General features: G+C 73.3%; 19 protein-coding genes and 1 tRNA gene. 8 read left to right on the forward strand and 12 right to left on the reverse strand.

Translation table 11 applies throughout. The features are described 5' to 3' along the window. Nucleotides 1–2: 2 nt before the first annotated feature. Nucleotides 3–152 carry a hypothetical protein gene (locus tag ACKUB9_RS27615; RefSeq protein ID WP_407529199.1) on the forward strand — a complete coding sequence of 50 codons (150 nt, stop codon included), beginning with the start codon at nucleotides 3–5 and terminating at the stop codon, nucleotides 150–152. Nucleotides 153–164: 12 nt separating this feature from the next. Here the strand turns inward: ACKUB9_RS27615 and ACKUB9_RS27620 are convergent, their stop codons facing one another. The 7 genes from ACKUB9_RS27620 to ACKUB9_RS27650 form a co-directional block, all read right to left on the reverse strand. Next, nucleotides 165–1,127 carry a hypothetical protein gene (locus tag ACKUB9_RS27620; RefSeq protein WP_407529200.1) on the reverse strand — a complete coding sequence of 321 codons (963 nt, stop codon included), beginning with the start codon at nucleotides 1,125–1,127 and terminating at the stop codon, nucleotides 165–167. A gap of 26 nt (nucleotides 1,128–1,153) precedes the next feature. Beyond that, nucleotides 1,154–2,116, reverse strand: a complete 963-nt coding sequence (locus tag ACKUB9_RS27625) for a hypothetical protein (RefSeq protein ID WP_407529201.1) — start codon at nucleotides 2,114–2,116, stop codon at nucleotides 1,154–1,156. A gap of 29 nt (nucleotides 2,117–2,145) precedes the next feature. After that, the gene (locus ACKUB9_RS27630; protein WP_407529202.1) at nucleotides 2,146–2,925 is read right to left on the reverse strand and encodes an OmpA family protein; all 780 of its coding nucleotides are present in this window, start codon (nucleotides 2,923–2,925) and stop codon (nucleotides 2,146–2,148) included. Between the two features lie 86 nt (nucleotides 2,926–3,011). After that, on the reverse strand, nucleotides 3,012–3,992 hold the full coding sequence (locus ACKUB9_RS27635) for a trypsin-like serine peptidase (protein WP_407529203.1): 981 nt from the start codon (nucleotides 3,990–3,992) through the stop codon (nucleotides 3,012–3,014). A 71-nt stretch (nucleotides 3,993–4,063) separates the two neighbouring features. Next, a complete protein-coding gene (locus ACKUB9_RS27640; protein ID WP_407529204.1) occupies nucleotides 4,064–5,233 on the reverse strand; it encodes a hypothetical protein in 1,170 nt (389 codons plus the stop codon). 33 nt (nucleotides 5,234–5,266) lie between these two features. Then, nucleotides 5,267–5,794, reverse strand: a complete 528-nt coding sequence (locus tag ACKUB9_RS27645) for a hypothetical protein (RefSeq protein ID WP_407529205.1) — start codon at nucleotides 5,792–5,794, stop codon at nucleotides 5,267–5,269. Then, nucleotides 5,791–7,206, reverse strand: a complete 1,416-nt coding sequence (locus ACKUB9_RS27650) for a hypothetical protein (protein WP_407529206.1) — start codon at nucleotides 7,204–7,206, stop codon at nucleotides 5,791–5,793. Before ACKUB9_RS27650 ends, ACKUB9_RS27645 begins: the two co-directional genes overlap by 4 nt. Nucleotides 7,207–7,465: 259 nt before the next feature. Between ACKUB9_RS27650 and ACKUB9_RS27655 the strand changes: the two genes are divergently transcribed. Further along, nucleotides 7,466–7,873 carry a DUF930 domain-containing protein gene (locus tag ACKUB9_RS27655; protein WP_407529207.1) on the forward strand — a complete coding sequence of 136 codons (408 nt, stop codon included), beginning with the start codon at nucleotides 7,466–7,468 and terminating at the stop codon, nucleotides 7,871–7,873. 238 nt (nucleotides 7,874–8,111) lie between these two features. Here the strand turns inward: ACKUB9_RS27655 and ACKUB9_RS27660 are convergent. Then, nucleotides 8,112–8,185 (reverse strand) — tRNA-Gly (locus tag ACKUB9_RS27660). A gap of 364 nt (nucleotides 8,186–8,549) precedes the next feature. On the opposite strand from ACKUB9_RS27660, the gene otnC reads away from it, so the two are divergent. Next, nucleotides 8,550–9,188, forward strand: coding sequence for a 3-oxo-tetronate 4-phosphate decarboxylase (gene otnC, locus ACKUB9_RS27665; protein ID WP_407529209.1), 639 nt, complete (start codon nucleotides 8,550–8,552; stop codon nucleotides 9,186–9,188). Between the two features lie 144 nt (nucleotides 9,189–9,332). After that, complete coding sequence (locus ACKUB9_RS27670; RefSeq protein WP_407529210.1) at nucleotides 9,333–10,289, forward strand: NUDIX hydrolase; 957 nt, start codon at nucleotides 9,333–9,335, stop codon at nucleotides 10,287–10,289. Nucleotides 10,290–10,293: 4 nt separating this feature from the next. Here the strand turns inward: ACKUB9_RS27670 and ACKUB9_RS27675 are convergent, their stop codons facing one another. Beyond that, a complete protein-coding gene (locus ACKUB9_RS27675) occupies nucleotides 10,294–11,019 on the reverse strand; it encodes a fused DSP-PTPase phosphatase/NAD kinase-like protein (protein ID WP_407529211.1) in 726 nt (241 codons plus the stop codon). 244 nt (nucleotides 11,020–11,263) lie between these two features. On the opposite strand from ACKUB9_RS27675, the gene ACKUB9_RS27680 reads away from it, so the two are divergent. Then, on the forward strand, nucleotides 11,264–11,770 hold the full coding sequence (locus ACKUB9_RS27680; protein WP_407529212.1) for a GNAT family N-acetyltransferase: 507 nt from the start codon (nucleotides 11,264–11,266) through the stop codon (nucleotides 11,768–11,770). 111 nt (nucleotides 11,771–11,881) lie between these two features. Next, on the forward strand, nucleotides 11,882–12,412 hold the full coding sequence (gene ppa / locus ACKUB9_RS27685) for an inorganic diphosphatase (RefSeq protein ID WP_407529214.1): 531 nt from the start codon (nucleotides 11,882–11,884) through the stop codon (nucleotides 12,410–12,412). Nucleotides 12,413–12,437: 25 nt separating this feature from the next. On the opposite strand, the gene ACKUB9_RS27690 is transcribed toward ppa, so the two are convergent. From ACKUB9_RS27690 to ACKUB9_RS27700, 3 genes are read right to left on the reverse strand one after another with little or no spacing between them, the layout of a single operon-like run. Next, entirely contained in the window at nucleotides 12,438–12,668 is a 231-nt protein-coding gene (locus ACKUB9_RS27690; RefSeq protein WP_407529215.1) for a hypothetical protein, read from the reverse strand. A gap of 59 nt (nucleotides 12,669–12,727) precedes the next feature. Then, nucleotides 12,728–13,276: a spermidine N1-acetyltransferase gene (gene speG, locus ACKUB9_RS27695; RefSeq protein WP_407529237.1), complete on the reverse strand. Its 549-nt coding sequence runs from the start codon at nucleotides 13,274–13,276 to the stop codon at nucleotides 12,728–12,730. 55 nt (nucleotides 13,277–13,331) lie between these two features. Then, nucleotides 13,332–14,720 (reverse strand): M20/M25/M40 family metallo-hydrolase, encoded by a 1,389-nt coding sequence (locus tag ACKUB9_RS27700; RefSeq protein WP_407529216.1) that lies wholly within the window; start codon nucleotides 14,718–14,720, stop codon nucleotides 13,332–13,334. Nucleotides 14,721–14,954: 234 nt separating this feature from the next. Here ACKUB9_RS27700 and ACKUB9_RS27705 point away from each other — a divergent pair, with 234 nt between their 5' ends. Further along, nucleotides 14,955–15,473: a (2Fe-2S)-binding protein gene (locus ACKUB9_RS27705; RefSeq protein ID WP_407529217.1), complete on the forward strand. Its 519-nt coding sequence runs from the start codon at nucleotides 14,955–14,957 to the stop codon at nucleotides 15,471–15,473. Further along, nucleotides 15,470–16,483, forward strand: a complete 1,014-nt coding sequence (locus ACKUB9_RS27710) for an FAD binding domain-containing protein (RefSeq protein ID WP_407529218.1) — start codon at nucleotides 15,470–15,472, stop codon at nucleotides 16,481–16,483. Before ACKUB9_RS27705 ends, ACKUB9_RS27710 begins: the two co-directional genes overlap by 4 nt. Nucleotides 16,484–16,491 lie beyond the last annotated feature (8 nt).

A 16,491-nucleotide genomic window follows, 5' to 3' on the forward strand; every position in this document is an offset into this window, starting at 1 on the left:
GCATGGGATCGCGACGCGGATGGGTGGCCGGGGGATTGATGCTGGCGGCGCTCACCGCCCTGGCAGCCGCCCTCTGGCTCCCGGGATTCCTGGCCCAGGATGCCTGCCTGGATGCGGGCGGGGCGTGGCAGGACGGTGCGTGCCGGCGCTGACCGCACCGGCGCCTACTTGGTCGTGATGGAGGCCGCGACGCGCTCGGCGCGGTCGATCGCGTCGGCCTCACCGGCCTCGGCCATGCCGATCACCCGCAGGTAGCGCGGACCGTCGAACAGCATCGTCTGCGTCACCGCGAGCGGCCGACCGGTTTTCAGGTCGGTCGCGGTGGCCCGCAGGCGCACGACCGCATTGGTGCCGCGGGTAGAGCGGGTCTCGTCCGTTACCGCGACGTCCTTCAGGTCGCGCAGGCTGCCGAGCGCCTTGCGGGCGAAGGCCCCCTCCTGCCCGGCACCTACCGCGGCTTGCCCGAGCGAGGGCGCGATGATGATCATCGGCTGCGTCCGCCCCGGATCGACGTCCTTCGGCCCCTCGGTCAGGAGCAGGGAATTGCCGAGCAGCACCCGCACGGGACGGAATCCGGCCCGGTCCCCGATCGTGTAGGGCAACGCCGCGATCTGGTCGTCGAGGCTCGCGGGCGTGCGGAAGGCGATGGAGCGCAAGGCCGCCTCGACGGCCTCGCCGGGCACCTGCGCGGCGGCCTGTTCGGGAACCTGCACGGTCACGAGGCCGGTGCCGGCGCCGCCCCGCACCACCGCGACCCACTTGGCGTAGGTGAGCCCGTGGGCGGCCTGGGCACCGCGCAGAAGCCGCCCCTCGCCGCCCGTAACCGCGAGCGGCTCGCCCTCTCCTTTCACGGAAAAGCCGGTGGGCCGCAGAGCCTCGGGGGTGAATTTGCGGCTGATCTCCGCGTAGGCCTCGGCGGGCATCTCCATGATGACGATCGAGGCGCCCGAGCGGTGCTCGAACCCTGAAAAACCCTGGGCGGGCGTCATGCCGGGCGGCGGCACGAGGCCGATCGATGAGGCGGGCGGGAAGACCGGCTCGGCGGCGAGCGCCACCGCGGGCAGGCCGGCGAGCGCCGCGAGGGCGACGAGCCGGCCGAGCGCGCGGCGCGAGAGCGGGACCATCATCGGGAAGAACTCCGCGGGCAGGGGCTTCAGCGCGTGGCGACGCGGCTGAGGACGAAGGTGTTGCCGGAGAACTGGACCTGTCCCGGCGCGCTCATGTGCTCCAGCATCAGGCGCAGGTTGCGGCCGAGCCGCGCCGAATCCGAGCGGGTCTCGTACCAGTACTCGGCGGCGGAGGCCCCGGAGCGCACCGGACGATGGTGCTCGTAGCAGCGGAAGGCGGCCATGTACTCCTCGGCGGCCTGGACCTCCTGGGCCGAGAAGCCGTTGAGGCGCACCACGTAGGCGGTCGGCAGGCCGCCGCAGGCCTCAGTGCCGGGCGCCGCGGTCACGCCGGCGGGCGGTGCCTCGCCCGAGGGCGCCGCGCCCATGGGCGCCGGTCCGGCATCCGCTCCGCGGCGCGGCGCCACGAAGCCGTCGAGCTTGGCGGTCAGGGCGGCGGCGACGTCGCCCGCGATGGTCTTGGCCTCGGCGCCGACCCGCTCCAGCAGGCATTCCCGGTCGCAGCCCTGCGGCAGGGGCGGCAATTGCAGGCCCGCCACCTCGAAGGAGCCGAGCGACTGGCCGGTGCGCACGTTGAGCAGCCGGCCGGGAATGCGGACCGCCGGCCGCACGATGTCCGAATAGGCCGACTTCGAGGCCGAGGCGTAGATCTGGAAGATCGCCACCACGTCGAGCGGCGGGTTCGAGACCGAGCGGGCCACCTCGATCAGCTCCGCGTCGCGGCGGCGCACGCGGTTTGGCTGGGTGAAGCCCATCGCCACGGCGGTCTCGTCGTAGACGTTGTAGCCGCGCAGGTTCATCGTCTCGGAGAGTTCGGCGATCACCCGCTGGAAGATCCGGTTGCCGCGCGGCACCGCATCCTCGTCCGCATCCTCGCCCATCACCACGACGTTGGGCTTGCCCTGCGCCAGGGCGGGCGCGGCCGAGAAATCGAGGAGCAGGGCGAGGGCCGCCGGGGCGGCCGCCAGGATGGCGCGGAATCGAAACATCGGGGTCTCCTGTGACACGGCTTTGAGGCTCAGTCGGCGCAGGGCAGCGCCGTCGGGGCGGCGTCGAAATCGTCGAGGTCGAGGGCGACGCGCAGGCGGGGATCGGCGAGGTGCGGCGCGGCGCAGGATTCCGCCGCCGGGATCACGAAGGACAGGCCGCCGGTGCGGGGGGCGATCAGGCTCACCTCGACGCGGCGGTTGATCCGCGCGAGCGGCGCGGACGGGTCCTTGAGCCGGCTCGGCCCCCAGCCGTGGACGCGCAGCCGGGCCGGATCGATGCCGTAGGCCTCGACCAGATGCGCCTTCACGGCCCGGGCGCGGGCGAACGACAGGCGGCGGTTGTAGGCCGGGGCGCCTGCCGCATCGGTGTGGCCGGCGAGCAGGAAGGCGTGGCGGGCCAGCTCGCGCGAGCCGAGCGCCTGGCCCAGCGGTTCGAGCTGGATGCGCGCCTCGGGCGTCAGCCGGGCGCTGTCGTAGGCGAAGAAGACCGTGAGATCGACCGCGCGGCCGGCATCGACGCTGAGCGCCGGCCCGCCGTCGTCGGGCGCGACCCGGACGGGCCGGGACGGCGCACCCGGGTTGCCGTCCGCGAACGGCGCGAGCGAGCGGATGATCGCCGTGGCCGAAGGGTTGGTGGCGCCGGCCTCCGCGGCTTCCACCGCCTCGTCCCGGGCCGGCGGCGCCGCGGTCTCGGGCCGGCCGAGGCCCGGCGCCTCGGTGAGCGGGTTCGCGCGGGCGCCGGCGAGCGGCAGGACGAGGCTGAGGCCCAGCAGCAGGCAGGCGCGCGCGGCTGCGCGATCGATCCGCATGTGATCACTCCCCTCTTGGGGCCTTGCTTCGGGGCCTTGCAGCCCCTTCGCTCCATCCCTGGACGCCGCAGAGCGGTTTTCGCCGCTCATCGCCCGCGCAGGATCGCGTTCATCTGGCCGGCATCGAGCGGCCCGTCGGCCGCCTTCGCGGCGGGCGGTGCCGGCGGTGCTCCCGCCGGGGCCGGACCCGCGGCGGCGGGTGCTGCCGCGGCGACCGGGCGGCCCTGCGCGGCCGCGATCTCGGCGAGCACGCGGCTGCGGCCGAGGATGGCGGTGAGCCGCGTCGCGCTGTTGAAGCTCGACGGGTCCTTCGGGTCGAGCCCGCCCTCCTTGTGGAGCGCGACGCCGGCCACCGCGGTGTCGAACATCAGCGAGCCGGAGGAGCCGCCCAGCGTGTCGCAGCGGTGGCGCAGGTCCGGCCCCTCGGGCTGGTCCTTCAGGGCGAAGCAGCGGAACCGGCTCATCACCTTGGGCCGCCCGAGCGGATGATGGATGACCAGCATCGAGCGGTTGCCCGGCACCGCCTCGCCCGAGAGCCGGGCTGTGCCGTAGATGGCGCCGGGATTGCCGGCGACGCGGGCGAGGGCGTAGTCGAGGCGCGCGTCGAACTCCACCGGGCGCGGATCGAGATCGAAGCGCCGCGAGCCCTTCCCGTCGAGGCTGAGGTAATCCATCAGGATCGACGCCTTGACGGGCGTGAGGTCGCCCGCCTGCGGCAGGCAATGGTGGTTGGTCAGCACGTAATCGCCCGGCAGGAGCGCGCCGGTGCAGGAGGCGCCGACCATCTGGCCGGAGCGGGCGTTGCGCAGCACGATGTCGACGCGCCCGATCGGCCGCGCGAGGGCGGCGAGGCCGTCCCGCGGGTCGAGTTCGCCGATCGGCTCGAACGCTCCCTTGTTCTGGTCGACATAGGCCGCGGCATCGCCCGTGGTCTGGCGCAGGGGCAGCTGGGCGCGGCCGTAATCGGCCGGATCGAATCCGACGCTCTGCGCGTGGCCCGCGCAGGGCGCCAGCAGCAGGCCCGTCAGCGCGAGGGTCCGGCAGCCTGTCCGGCGGCGTGCAGCCATCGTGGTCCTCCTCCCGGCGTGTGTAAGCCGGCTGTGTGACGGATCGTCGAAGGGGACGGGCGTCCCCTCCGTCAGCGGATCAGCGCGTGGGTGAGGCGCCCCCCGGGCGGAGGCGGCCCCGTCGCCGACAGAGCTTGAGCGGTGTAGACGAGGTTCTGCCGGGCGCCCTCGCGCAGGTAGTAGGCCTGCGCGCCGTCGGGCAGGGCCGCGGGCGGCAGGGCGGCGCTCCGCAGTTCCGGCCCCACCTCGATCCGCGCGCCCGGCGCGGTGGGCCGGAAGGCGAGGCCGCACAGCTCCGGCGCGAGCCGGCTCGCGCGCAGCCGCCCCTCTCCGTCCGCCGGCACGGGGCGGCGCTCGGCCGGATCGGCCCCGAAGGCCACGCGGCGGCAGGAGGAGCGGGCCGGCGCGATCAGTTCCTCGACCACGAGGGCGGGCGCGGCGACCCAGGTCTCGCGGACGGGTTCCGGCAGGCTTTGCGGCTCCGCCGCCGCGATCTGCGGTGCGGGATCGGGCGGCGCCTCGGCGCGGCCCTCGGGAGACGGGCGACCGTGCAGCGCGCCGAGCGCCGCCGCGCCCGCGAGACCGGCGGCGACCGCGAGGCCCGCCGCCATCGCGGCCGTCCGGGCGAGCCGCCGGCCCGGCGCGGCGGGCGCCCGCGCGTCCGGCCGGGTCAGTGCGTCGAGGGACGCGCGCACGGAGCCCGCGGGCAGGATCACGGGCGGGCGGGCGCGCCCGAGGGCGCCGAGCGCGCGCTCGGCCTCCGCCCGCTCCGGCCCCTCCGGCAGCAGCACCGCGAGACCGGCCTGCGGCGCGGCGTCGAAAAGGTCCCGCGAGCGGGCGATCTTGTCGAGGAGCGCGTAGTCGCCGGGCAGGATCGCGAGGTCGAGATCGACCGCGCCGGTGGCCCAGAGCACGAGATCGGCCTCGCCCGGCTCGGCCGCGAGGCGCAGGCCCCGCGCGATCAGCCCGTGCGCGAGGCAGACCGGCACCTCCCAGGAGCGGCCGGCGTCGAAGCTGCCGGAGAGGCGCAGTTCGTGCGGCACGGCCGCGACGCCCGGAATGCGTGCGAGCGGTCCGCCGGGCGCGGCGAGGCGGGCGTAATCCGCCGACCACGGCAGCGGCCGGTAGTCGCCCTCCGCGAATGCCGCGGAGGCCGGCAGCCCGGGACGGGGCCGCAGCGCGCGAAGCCGCAGCGGGCCGCCCGTCGTCGGCACCACGACCAGGACCGTGCGCGGTGTCATGCCGCCTCGCCGGTCATGCGCCCGCCGCTGCCGTCACAGCAGGAAGACCGCGCTGGCGGGATCGCCGAGCAGGCGACCGAGCCTGTCCGCCTCCGGCACGGCCGGATCGAGGGCGAGCACGATCGTGCCGTCGACCGGCGGGCCGAGATCGAGGCGCACGGCCTCGTCCCCGCGCATCGCCTCGATCACCCGCGGCATCCGGCCCTCGCCGCGCAGCACCAGCAGCGGGGGCGCGTCCGGCTCGGCGGGCAGGATGTCGAGCGAAAAAGGCCCGACCCGCCGGGACGACAGGCTGCCGTCGGAGGCCGCCAGCGCGAGGGGCGCGTGGGCGAGCGCCTGCGCGGCGAGCATCGTCCGGTAGCGTCGGGCGGTCTCGGGATCGCCGCGGATCGCCCGCTCCACCGCGAGGTCGACGGGGCGGCCCGGCTCCCGGGTCGCGTGGGCCCAGAGGGCTGCATGGCTCTGGCGGAGGGCGGGGGCTGGCGCGCGCAGAAGCCCGCGTGCCGCGTGGATCTCGGCCAGCAGGCGCGCCGCGCCGTCGTCGGTCATGGTCTCGGTCACGCCGCCTCCCCTGCATAGGCCGTCGCGAAGGCCTGCGCGAAGACCGCCCGGTCCGCCGCGAAGGCCGCGTCGAGGGCGTGCCGCCGGTCGAGGCTCTCGGCGGCGCGCACGAACCGGCCGGTTTCTTCGGCAAGGCGGACCAGCGCCGCATCGACGGCCGCGAAACCCGCCGCGACCCGCGCGCGGTCGTCGAACCCGGCCCGGCGGATCCGGCGCAGATCCGCCTCCGCCTCCCGGAGCGCGGCCTGCGTGTCGGCATCGAGGTCGCGGGCGAGGTCGGTCGCCGCGAGCCGCAGGGCCGCCGCGATGCGCAGCATCCGGCCGAGATGGTGCGCCAGCCCGGCCGCGCGGGCGGCCAGCGTCCGGTATTCTTCCGCCTCGGCGCAGGAGGCGCGCTCGGCGAGATCGGCGCCCCCGCCGCCCCGGCGCAGGCGGTTGGCGAGGCCCGACTGGACCCGCCCGAAGCTCGCCGCCCGCAACGCCGTCAGGGGGCGCGTGCGGTGGAAGGGTTCGAGGCGCAGCAGCTCCGCGAGGTCGTCGCGCTCGGCCCCGGTGAGGATCTTGGGGCCGTCCGGCAGGTCCGCGAGCAGGTCCGCCAGGGCGGCGGCGGGCTCGCCCGCCGCGAGGTCGGCCAGCGAGGCGGTCAGGCGCTCCTCCCAGCCTTCGATCGCGTCGAGAGAGGCGGCGGCGGAAAGACCGTCCAGGCCCTCGCGCAGGGCGGCAGCGGCCTCGTAGGTCACGAAATGCTCGGCGACGGTCCGGAAGCCCGGCCGCTCGCCGGTGCCCATCTCGACGCGCCAGAAGGCCAGGATGTCGTCGTCCGTGAAGGCGGCGCGGCCGCGCAGGAAGTTCAGGATGCCGCGGAAGCGCCGCTCCAGCGGTGCGAGCGGCAGATGGGCGCTGCGGTAGGCGGCCATGTGGCGGGCGAGGCGCTTGGCGAGCCGCTCGGCCTCCTCGGGCTCGGGCGCCTTCGCCAGATCGTCGAACCAGCCGGTGACGAGCGGGAACTGCGCCAGATCCTCCGCGGTCAGCGCGAACTCGGCCAGCGCGAGGAGCCGCGCCAGCCCGGCCCAGGTGGTACGCCACGCGCGAGGCCCGGCGAGGACGAGGCCGCGCGCATCGGCAGCGGCCATGTCGGCGCCCGCTCCGGCGAAGCGCGCCGCCACCGCCTCCGGCGTGGCCAGCCGAGGATCGAGCGCCAGGGTGACGAGGTCGCGGCCTTCGCCCGCTCCCGTGAGCCGGGCGAGCGCCGCCAGCGCGTGGGCGAGGTCCCAGAGCGGCTTGTCGCGGTTCGGCCGCACGGCGCCGGTGACGACGCGCGCGAGCCATCCCCGCTCCTCGCGAGACAGGGCCCGGCCCTCGCCCACGTTGGCGAGATCCGCCGCACAGCGCTCGTCGTAACCTCCGCTCATCCGCCTCCCTGCCCCGGGTGATCGCCGATGCACTGTCGACCCGCCGGGCGCGTCATGGTTAATCGCTGCGTCATCATTCGTCACCCTCTTGATCTGCCGAAGTGCATGCCGGCCCGGTCTTAGGTGCAGCGACGGTAGCGCGGCGGTGGATCCCTCATGGGACGCTCAACCGGGGCATCGGCGTGGGCGGTGACCGGCCACGCCGAGGCCCGGTCAGCTTGGCCATAGCTGCGCCAGAATCAGCGGTCAGGCGCGAGCCATGATCCGGATCCCAGCGCTCACCCTCGCGATCGCCTGCATTCTGGCCGTCGCGCGGGACCCCGTCGCAGCGGGGCCGTCGCCCGACGCGCGTGACTGCCTGATGCTCAAGGTGGAACTCGGCACCCGCATCGAGCAGCGCTGCGACGCCAGAGCCGGCGGGGAGATCGCGCGCCAGCATCCGGGCTTCAGGCCCGACACGGTGATCGCCTACGCCCTGACCGAGCCGCAGCAGCACGGGACGGAGGTGATCGCGCCGGGCGCCGTCGTCCGGAGCCGGGGGCACTGGTTCCGGCTCTCCTTCCGCTGCAGGACCACGCCCGATGGGCTCGGGATCGTGGCATTCGAGCACACGCTCGACCCGGAGATCCCGGGCTGGGACATGAGCAAGCTCGACCACGGCGATTGACGGCGCAACGTCGCGATCTGCACGAGGGACGAAGGTGGCCAGCGGCCGATGCCGGACGGGGCCGAACGTCGGAAATCACTCGCTTGAGGCGGCCTGATGTGGCAGTGCCGTAGCGCCCGGCAAGTCCAGCCGAAGTTTCACGACCGGCCGGCGCGATCGGATGGTGCGTCCGGGCAGATCAATCGGGTCGGGATGCGACCGTCGATCAGATCGTGTTCAGCGGTTCTGCGAAATATATTGGAGCGGGCGAAGGGAATCGAACCCTCGTCTTCAGCTTGGAAGGCTGCGGCTCTACCATTGAGCTACGCCCGCGGCGCAAGCAGAGTGCGTCTACACCTGCTTGACGTCAGGCGGCTTGATACCGCAGCGCGGGCGTTCGGGCAAGGTCAGGCTGGCGTGGATCGCGGCCGGATACGACGGATCGACCGCGTTCCGCGCCGGGCGCAAGCTGGCCGTTGACCCCCTCCCCAGCACAGACCGGAGCGCTCGCGCAGCGGACGGTTCGCCCCAGGGCCTAAACCGTTGACAGATCTGCGATCGGGCGTCTACGGGCCACCGCGTGGCCGAGGGCGAGGATTCGGCGCTCGGCCCGAGGGCAGGTGTCGGTTCACCGGCCGCGCGGACCACCGCGGATCGGGCCGCGCTCGAGCCCATTGACCAGACGGGAGGCATGGCGGTGACCGAGAGCCAAGCGCGCGAGGACCTGACCCGCTTCGCCAAGTCCCTGTTCGACCGCGGCTACTCGGTCGGCTCCTCGGGCAACATCAGCGTCGCCGTCGAGGACGGCCTGCTGATCACCCCGACCAATTCCTGCCTCGGTTTCCTCGATCCCGCCCGGATCGCCAAGCTCGACCGGGCGGGGCGGCATGTCGGCGGGGACAAGCCGTCGAAGGAGATTTTTCTCCATCAGGCCTTCTACGACACGCGGCCCGGAACCGGCGCCGTGGTGCACCTGCACTCCACCTATGCCACCGCCGTGTCGTGCCTCGCCGACACCGATCCCGAGGACGCCATCCCGCCGCTGACGCCCTACGTCGTCATGCGGGTCGGCCGCGTGAAGCTCCTCCCCTACGTCCGCCCGGGCGACCCGCGGATGGGCGAGATGATCCGCGACCTCGCCGGCAGCCACGCGGCGGTGCTGCTGGCCAATCACGGCCCGGCCGTCGCCGCGGCAGACCTCGCCACGGCGGTGTTCGCGGCCGAGGAGCTGGAGGAGACGGCCAAGCTCGTCACGCTGCTGAAGGACCGCCCGACCCGCCATCTCGACGCGGCTCAGGTTCAGGAGCTGGTCCGGGTCTTCGGCGCCGGCCGCTGAGGGGAGCGGGCTCATCCACACCATCCGGCCGCGGTTGCGTGGCGCGGGCCGCGCAACCGTGGTTTCTCATCTCATGCGCCGAACCGGACACCGCGCCAGCGCCGGATGCACGCGCGAAGGCTTCAGCAGGACGGCGGGAGCGGCATGGCGGGGTCGGGGCAGGTCGAGGCCGAGGCGGTGCGGGTCTCCGCCGCCGGACCGGCGGTCGGGCTCGCCGCCGTCATCATCGCGGCGACGGACGGCGAGCCGCGGGTGCTCACGGTGCCGGTTCCAGGCCAGCCCGCGGGCCGCGGCGAGGGCCTGCCGGCGGGTCCCCTGGAAGCGGCCCACCCGACGCTGGAGCGCGGCCTGCGCGCCTGGGTCGAGCGCCGCACCGATCTCGTGCTGGGCTACGTCGAGCAGCTCTACACCTTCGGCGACCGCGACCGCGGGCCGGACGGCGCCGGAGGCCACGCGCTCTCGATCGCCTACCTGGCGCTGGTGCGCGAGGCACGGCCGGCGCGCGCACCCGAGGCGGTCTGGCAGGGCTGGTACCGCTACTTTCCCTACGAGGACCGGCGCTCGGGCCCGCCGTCCTGCCTCGACGACCTCGCGGCGCGCCTCGACGCCTGGGCCAGGGCCGCGCCGGAGGCGGGCGAGCGGCGCCGCCGCCTCGACCGCATCGGCCTCGAATTCGGTGGGGCGGGGAGCTGGAACGAGGAGCGGGTGCTGGAGCGCTACGAGCTGCTGTTCGAGGCCGGGCTGGTGCCGGAGGCGGGCGCCCCCGAACGGGCGGCCGGGCAGCCGATGGCGCTCGATCACCGCCGCATGCTCGCCACTGCGCTGGGCCGGCTGCGGGGCAAGATCAAGTACCGGCCGGTGGTGTTCGAATTGATGCCGCCGGCCTTCACCCTCGGCCAGCTGCAGCGGGTGGTGGAGGCCCTCTCGGGCGTGCTGCTGCACAAGCAGAATTTCCGCCGTCTGGTGGCGCAGCAGGGGCTGGTGGAAGAAACCGACGCGATCAGCGCCGAGACCGGCGGCCGCCCGGCCCGGCTGATGCGCTTCCGCCGCGAGGTGCTGCTGGAACGGCCCGCCCCAGGCCTGCGCCTGCGGCGCGGCTGAGCGGTCACTCGCGCCGCAGCAGCCGGTCCACCATGACGTCCGACCAGAAGCCGGGCCGGAAATCCCGCCGCAGCGCCTCGGGGTCGTAGACGGTCTCGACCCAGTCGAGGAAGCTCAGGCCCTTGGCCTCGCCCTCCAGGCGGTAGCGGTCGAAGAACGCGTCGAGGATGCCGGTCTTGGCGAAGCGGAAATGGCCGAAGCGCGGCGAGAGCTGCCGGGCCGCCTCCGCCACCGGGCGCCCCTCGTGCAGCACGAGGTAGAGGGCGGCGGCGAAGCCCGCCCGGTCCGCGCCCGACTTGCAGTGGAGCACCGCCGGGTACTCGATGCCGGCGAAGAAGTCGCGGGCGGCGAGCAGCATCTGCCGGTCGGGCGCCTCGCGCGAGCGCACCACGAACTCGACCAGCCGCAGGTCCTGGCGCTCGCAGGCCTCGCGCTGCAATTGCCAGGAGCCGTGCTCGCGCCCGCCGCGCAGCGAGATCACGGTGCGCACGCCGCGGCGCTTGAACCACGCGAGATCGTGCGGCGCCGGCTGGGCCGAGCGCCAGAGCAGCCCCCGCCCCACCGGGTGGCGGTTGAGGTAGGCGAGGCGCAGGACACCGTGATCGACGAGCAGCATGTTCGCCCAGGCCCGGAGCCGGCCGCGGCGGCCGGCGATCGGCTGCTCCCAGCGCGCGATGCGGGCCATGCGCCGGGCGTAGCGGGTCTCGGGCGGAAGGAAGCGGTTGAACACGCGGGATGAGGGACCGGCGAGAGGACGGGCGGACGGGCGGGCCTGTCCGCCGGGCGGCGGCTATTTCTGAAGGGTCTCGGCATGTAGCAGCCGCGTGTCCCGACCGCAACGATGCGGGCGCTTTGCAGCCGGCAAACCAGCGTGGCATTGCACTTGCTCCCTGCCATCCCGCATCGTGTGGACGGACTCGCGCGATCCCGCAAAGCGACGCGCGGTCGGTCCTTCGGGAGTGGGGGAAGAGGTCGTGCGCACACAGGTCACCAGCATCCGCCGGGCGCGGTCGGACGATGCCCCGATGCTGTCGCGGGTCTTCGACGCGGCGTGGCGCGAAGCCTATCAGGGCATCATTCCGGGCGTCGCCCTCGACCGCATGCTGTCGCGGCGCGGGCCGGGATGGTGGCGCTCCACGATCGGGCGCGGGCGGCCCCTGGTGGTGCTCGACATCGGCGAGACGGTGGTGGGCTACGTCTCGTACGGCCGCTGCCGCGACCGCGCCCTCGATGCGGAGGGGGAGATCGACGAGATCTACCTCGATCCGGCCTATCAGGGGCTCGGCTACGGCACCCGCCTTTTTCGGGCCGTGCGCAACGACCTCGCCGACCGCGACGTGCCTCGGGTGGCCGTGTGGTCGCTCACCGAGAACGCGCGCGCGCGCAGTTTCTACGAGCGCCTGGGCGGGCGGGTGATCGCGGAGGCGACCGATCGGATCGCCGGCGTCGCCCTGCCGAAGGTCGCCTACCGGTTCGCCTGAGGGCGCCCGTCCCGGGGGCGCGGGTGCACCGCAACAAGCTTGTGCTGAGGATCGGCTGTCTCTAAGCAGCGGCGATCACGGGGTGCCGCGCCCCGCCGGGAGTTCGTCATCATGCGTCTCGACGCCATCGCCATCGGCAAGAACCCGCCCGACGACGTCAACGTCGTCATCGAGGTCCCGGTCGGCGGCGAGCCGATCAAGTACGAGATGGACAAGGATGCCGGCACCCTGGTGGTCGACCGGTTCCTCTACACGGCGATGCACTACCCGGGGAATTACGGCTTCATCCCCCACACCCTGTCGGGTGACGGCGATCCCTGCGACGTGCTGATCGCCAACACCCGCGCGATCGTGCCGGGTGCCATCATGAGCGTGCGCCCCGTCGGCGTGCTGATCATGGAGGACAATGCCGGCGAGGACGAGAAGATCGTCGCGGTGCCGTCGCGCCACCTGACCAAGCGCTACGACCGGATCGAGAACTACACCGACCTGCCCGACATCACCCTGCACCAGATCCAACACTTCTTCGAGCACTACAAGGATCTGGAGCCCGGCAAGTGGGTGAAGATCGTGCGCTGGGGCGACAAGGCCGAGGCGCAGCGCCTCATCCTCGAGGGCATCGAGCGCGCCAAGAAGGCGTGACGCGAGGCCCGACCTGAGGCCGGCCTCACGCCCGGAGGCCGCCCTCGTCCCAGACGCTCCAGCGGAAGACCTCGCGCCCCGCGCCGTCGAGGACGTGCACCGCCTCGGCCGCCGGGCCGGCCCGCTGCGGCACCCGGGCGCGGCGGAAAAGCCGCAGCGCCCGCTCGCGGGCAGCCTCCAGGCCGGCCACCCGCACCGAGGCCCGCTGGATCAGGCCCTCGGGGCCGGTGACTTCGATGTGGAAGGTCTCGCGCAAATCGGTGCTCCCTGGGGGCGCCCTCCATACGGAAGAGTCCCCCGGCGCGCCAGCGCGCCTCAGGTCTTCAGTACCGGCTCCTGCACGTCCCCGCTGCCGCGCCGGGCCAGGTAGTCCGGCTGAAACAGGCACATCCGCACCGCGTCGCGGTAGCGGCCGTTGACGAAGAACTCGTCCCGCAGCACGCCCTCGGTGGTGAAGCCGCAGCTCTCGTAGATGGCCACCGCCCGGCGGTTGTCCTTGTCCACGTGCAGGTAGAGCTTGTGGATGTTGAGGACACTGAAGGCGTAGTCGATGGCGATGCGCGTCGCCTGCCGGGCGTAGCCGCGGCCCTGGAAGGCGGGATGGACCGCGATCTGGAACTCGCAGCGCCGGTGCAGGTGGTTGATCTCCACGAGCTCCACCATGCCGGCCCGCTCGTCGCTCGCCGAGCCGACGATGAAGCGCCGCTCCGTCTGGTTGTGGATGTTGCGCTCATAGAGCTGCGCCAGCTCGGCGAAGGATTCGTAGGCCTCCTCGAACCAGTAGCGCATGATGCTGTCGTTGTTGTTGAGCTGGTGCACGAAGAGCAGGTCCTCGCGCTCCAGCGGGCGCAGCTTGACGATCAAGCTCATGGCGCAACTCCACGCGGTACGGCCAGTCTGATCCCGGACCCGCCGGCTGTCACGTCCTCTCCGCCAGCGCCGCCAGGATGCGCGCCCAGCTGCGCGTGCCCTTGTGGAAGCTCTGCAGGTCATACTTCTCGTTGGGAGAATGCACCCGGTCGTCGTCGAGTCCGAAGCCGATCAGCAGCGTGTCGAGGCCGAGGCTGCGCTTGAAGTCGCCGACGATCGGGATGGAGCCGCCCGAGCCGATCGCCACCGGCGCGGTGCCCCATTCCTCCGCGAGCGCGCGGCCGGCCGCGCCCAGAGCCGGCATGTCGAACGGCAGCGCGATCGCTCGCGAGCCCTTGTGGGTCACGATCTCGACCGAGCAATCCTCCGGGATGCGCGCCTGCACGAAGGCGCGGAAGCTCCGGTCCAGGGCCTCCGGGTCTTGGTCGTCGACGAGGCGGAACGAGATCTTGGCGCTCGCCTTCGCGGCGATGACGGTCTTCGTCCCCTCCCCCGTGTAGCCGCCGATGATGCCGTTGGCGTCACAGGTCGGGCGGGACTGGATCTGCTCGATCAGCAGGCGGTCGCGCTCGCCCGCGGGCCGGGACAGGCCGATCGGGCCGAGGAAGGACTCGGGCGTCAGGTCGAGCGAGCGCCAGCGCTCCAGCACCTCGGGGGGCGGCTGGCGCACGCCGTCGTAGAAGCCCGGCAGCGTCACCCGGCCCTCCTCGTCGTGCAGGTCGGCGATGATGCGTGAGAGCACCCGGATCGGGTTGGCGGCCGCCCCGCCGAACAGGCCCGAATGCAGGTCGCGGTCTGCGCAGGTCACGAAGACCTCGAAATAGGCGAGCCCCCGCAGCGAGGAGGTGATGGCCGGGGTGGTCCGATCCCACATGCCGGTGTCGCAGACCAGCACGAGGTCGGCCGTCAGCTCGGCGCGGTTCGCCTCCACCCATTCCGGCAGGTGCTTCGAGCCGTCCTCCTCCGCGCCCTCGATCAGCACCGTGACGCCGACCGGCAACTCGCCGTGGATCGCCTTCCAGGCCCGGCAGGCTTCGAGGAAGGTCATGACCTGCCCCTTGTCGTCGCAGGCCCCGCGCGCGCTGATCGCCCGGCGCCCGTCCGGCAGCGTGACGAGGCGTGGCTCGAAGGGCGGCGTCTCCCACAGGTCGAGCGGATCGACCGGTTGCACGTCGTAGTGCCCGTAGAACAGCACGTGCGGCGCGCCGGGCTTCGGCGCGTGGCCCAGCACCACCGGATGGCCGCCGGTCTCGCGCAGGGACGCCTCGAAGCCCATCGCGGCGAGGTCCGCCCGCAGCCACTCCGCCGCCCGCCGGCACTCGGCCGCGTAGGCCGGGTCGGTCGAGATCGAGGGAATGCGCAGGAAGGCGAAGAGCCGCTCCAGCGACGTGTCGAGGTCGCGGTCGATGTCGGCGAGGATCGGGTCGAGCGCGGGCATGCGGCACCTCCGGCGGGACTGCGCGCAGGCGTAGCCCAGAGCGGAGCGGGCTTGAAGCCCCGCCGACGCGGGGCCGGTCCGACCCGAGGGACACTCCACCGGGGAACCGCGGCAGGTTGGAACCGTTACGGACTAGCGCTCCGGTTGCGAGATCGCGGCGTTCGCGCGCCTCCCTGCCGGACAGCGCAGAGCCGCCGGGCCGACGCCCGGCCCGACACCCACCCTGGAAGGCCCATGCTCAGCGAGAGCGGCACGCGCGATGCCGGCGACCGGATCGCCATCACCCTGACGGTCAACGGCCAGCGGCGGCAATTGCAGGTGGCCCCCTGGACCAGCCTGCTCGACCTCCTGCGGGAGGAACTGGACCTCACCGGAACCAAGAAGGGCTGCGACCACGGCCAGTGCGGGGCCTGCACGGTCATCGTGGATGGGCGCCGGGTGAATGCGTGCCTCGCGCTCGCGGTGATGAAGGACGGCGCCAGCGTCACAACCATCGAGGGGCTTTCGACCGGGTCGCTGCATCCCGTCCAGGCGGCCTTCGTGGAGCACGACGCCTTCCAGTGCGGCTACTGCACCCCGGGCCAGATCATGTCGGCGGTGGCCCTGATCGAGGAGGGCCGCGCGCGGACCCGCGAGGAGATCCGCGAGTACATGAGCGGCAATCTCTGCCGCTGCGGCGCCTACACCAACATCGTGGACGCGGTGGAATCCGTCCTGAACGGGACCCCCGTCCGCCGGGAGGCCGCGGAATGAACCGCTTCGCCTACACCCGCGCCCAGAGCGTCGCCGAGGCCGTGCAGGCGCTCGCGGGCGACCCCGCCGCCCGGATCATCGCCGGGGGTACCAACCTCGTCGACCTGATGAAGTACAACGTCGAGCGGCCGCACCGGCTGATCGACATCACCCGGCTGCCGCTCGATGCCATCGAGGAGCACGCGGGCGGCCTGCGCCTCGGCGCGCTCGTGCCCAACAGCACGGTGGCGTACGACGCGCGCGTGACGGCGCGCTATCCCCTGCTCGCCAGCGCCATCCTGGCCGGGGCCTCGCCGCAGCTGCGCAACGCCGCCTCGACCGGCGGCAACCTGCTCCAGCGCACCCGCTGCTACTATTTTTACGACGAGGGCACGCCCTGCAACAAGCGGGTGCCGGGCTCGGGCTGCCCGGCGATCACGGGGGTCAACCGCATCCACGCGATCCTGGGCACCTCCGACCATTGCATTGCCACGCACCCGTCCGACATGTGCGTGGCGCTGGCGGCGCTCGAAGCGACGGTGCGGGTCGAGGGACCGAACGGCCCGCGCGGGATCCCGTTCGCCGAGTTCCACCGCCTGCCGGGCGACGAGCCCCAGCGCGACACAACCCTGGAGCCGGGCGAGATCGTGCTCTCGGTCGACCTGCCGGATCGGGATTTCTCGCACCACTACACCTACCTGAAGCTGCGCGACCGCCTCTCCTACGCCTTCGCCCTCGTCTCGGTGGCGGCCGCGCTGGAGATGGACGGCAATACGATCCGCACCGCGCGCCTCGCGCTCGGCGGCGTCGCCCACAAGCCCTGGCGCAACGTGGAGGCCGAGCGGAGCCTCGAAGGCCAAAAAGCCGCCCCCGAGACCTTCCGCAAGGCCGCCGACCTGATCCTGGCCGAGGCCAAGCCCTACGCCCATAACGGCTTCAAGATCGAACTGGCGAGGCGCGCCATCGTGCGCGGCCTCGCGCAGGCCGCCGCCGGCACGCCGCAATCCCAGACCGACAAGCGCATCCGCTGAGGCTTTCG

It is taken from the genome of Methylobacterium oryzisoli, from assembly GCF_046557895.1.
GTDB classification, from domain to species: Bacteria; Pseudomonadota; Alphaproteobacteria; order Rhizobiales; family Beijerinckiaceae; genus Methylobacterium; species Methylobacterium oryzisoli.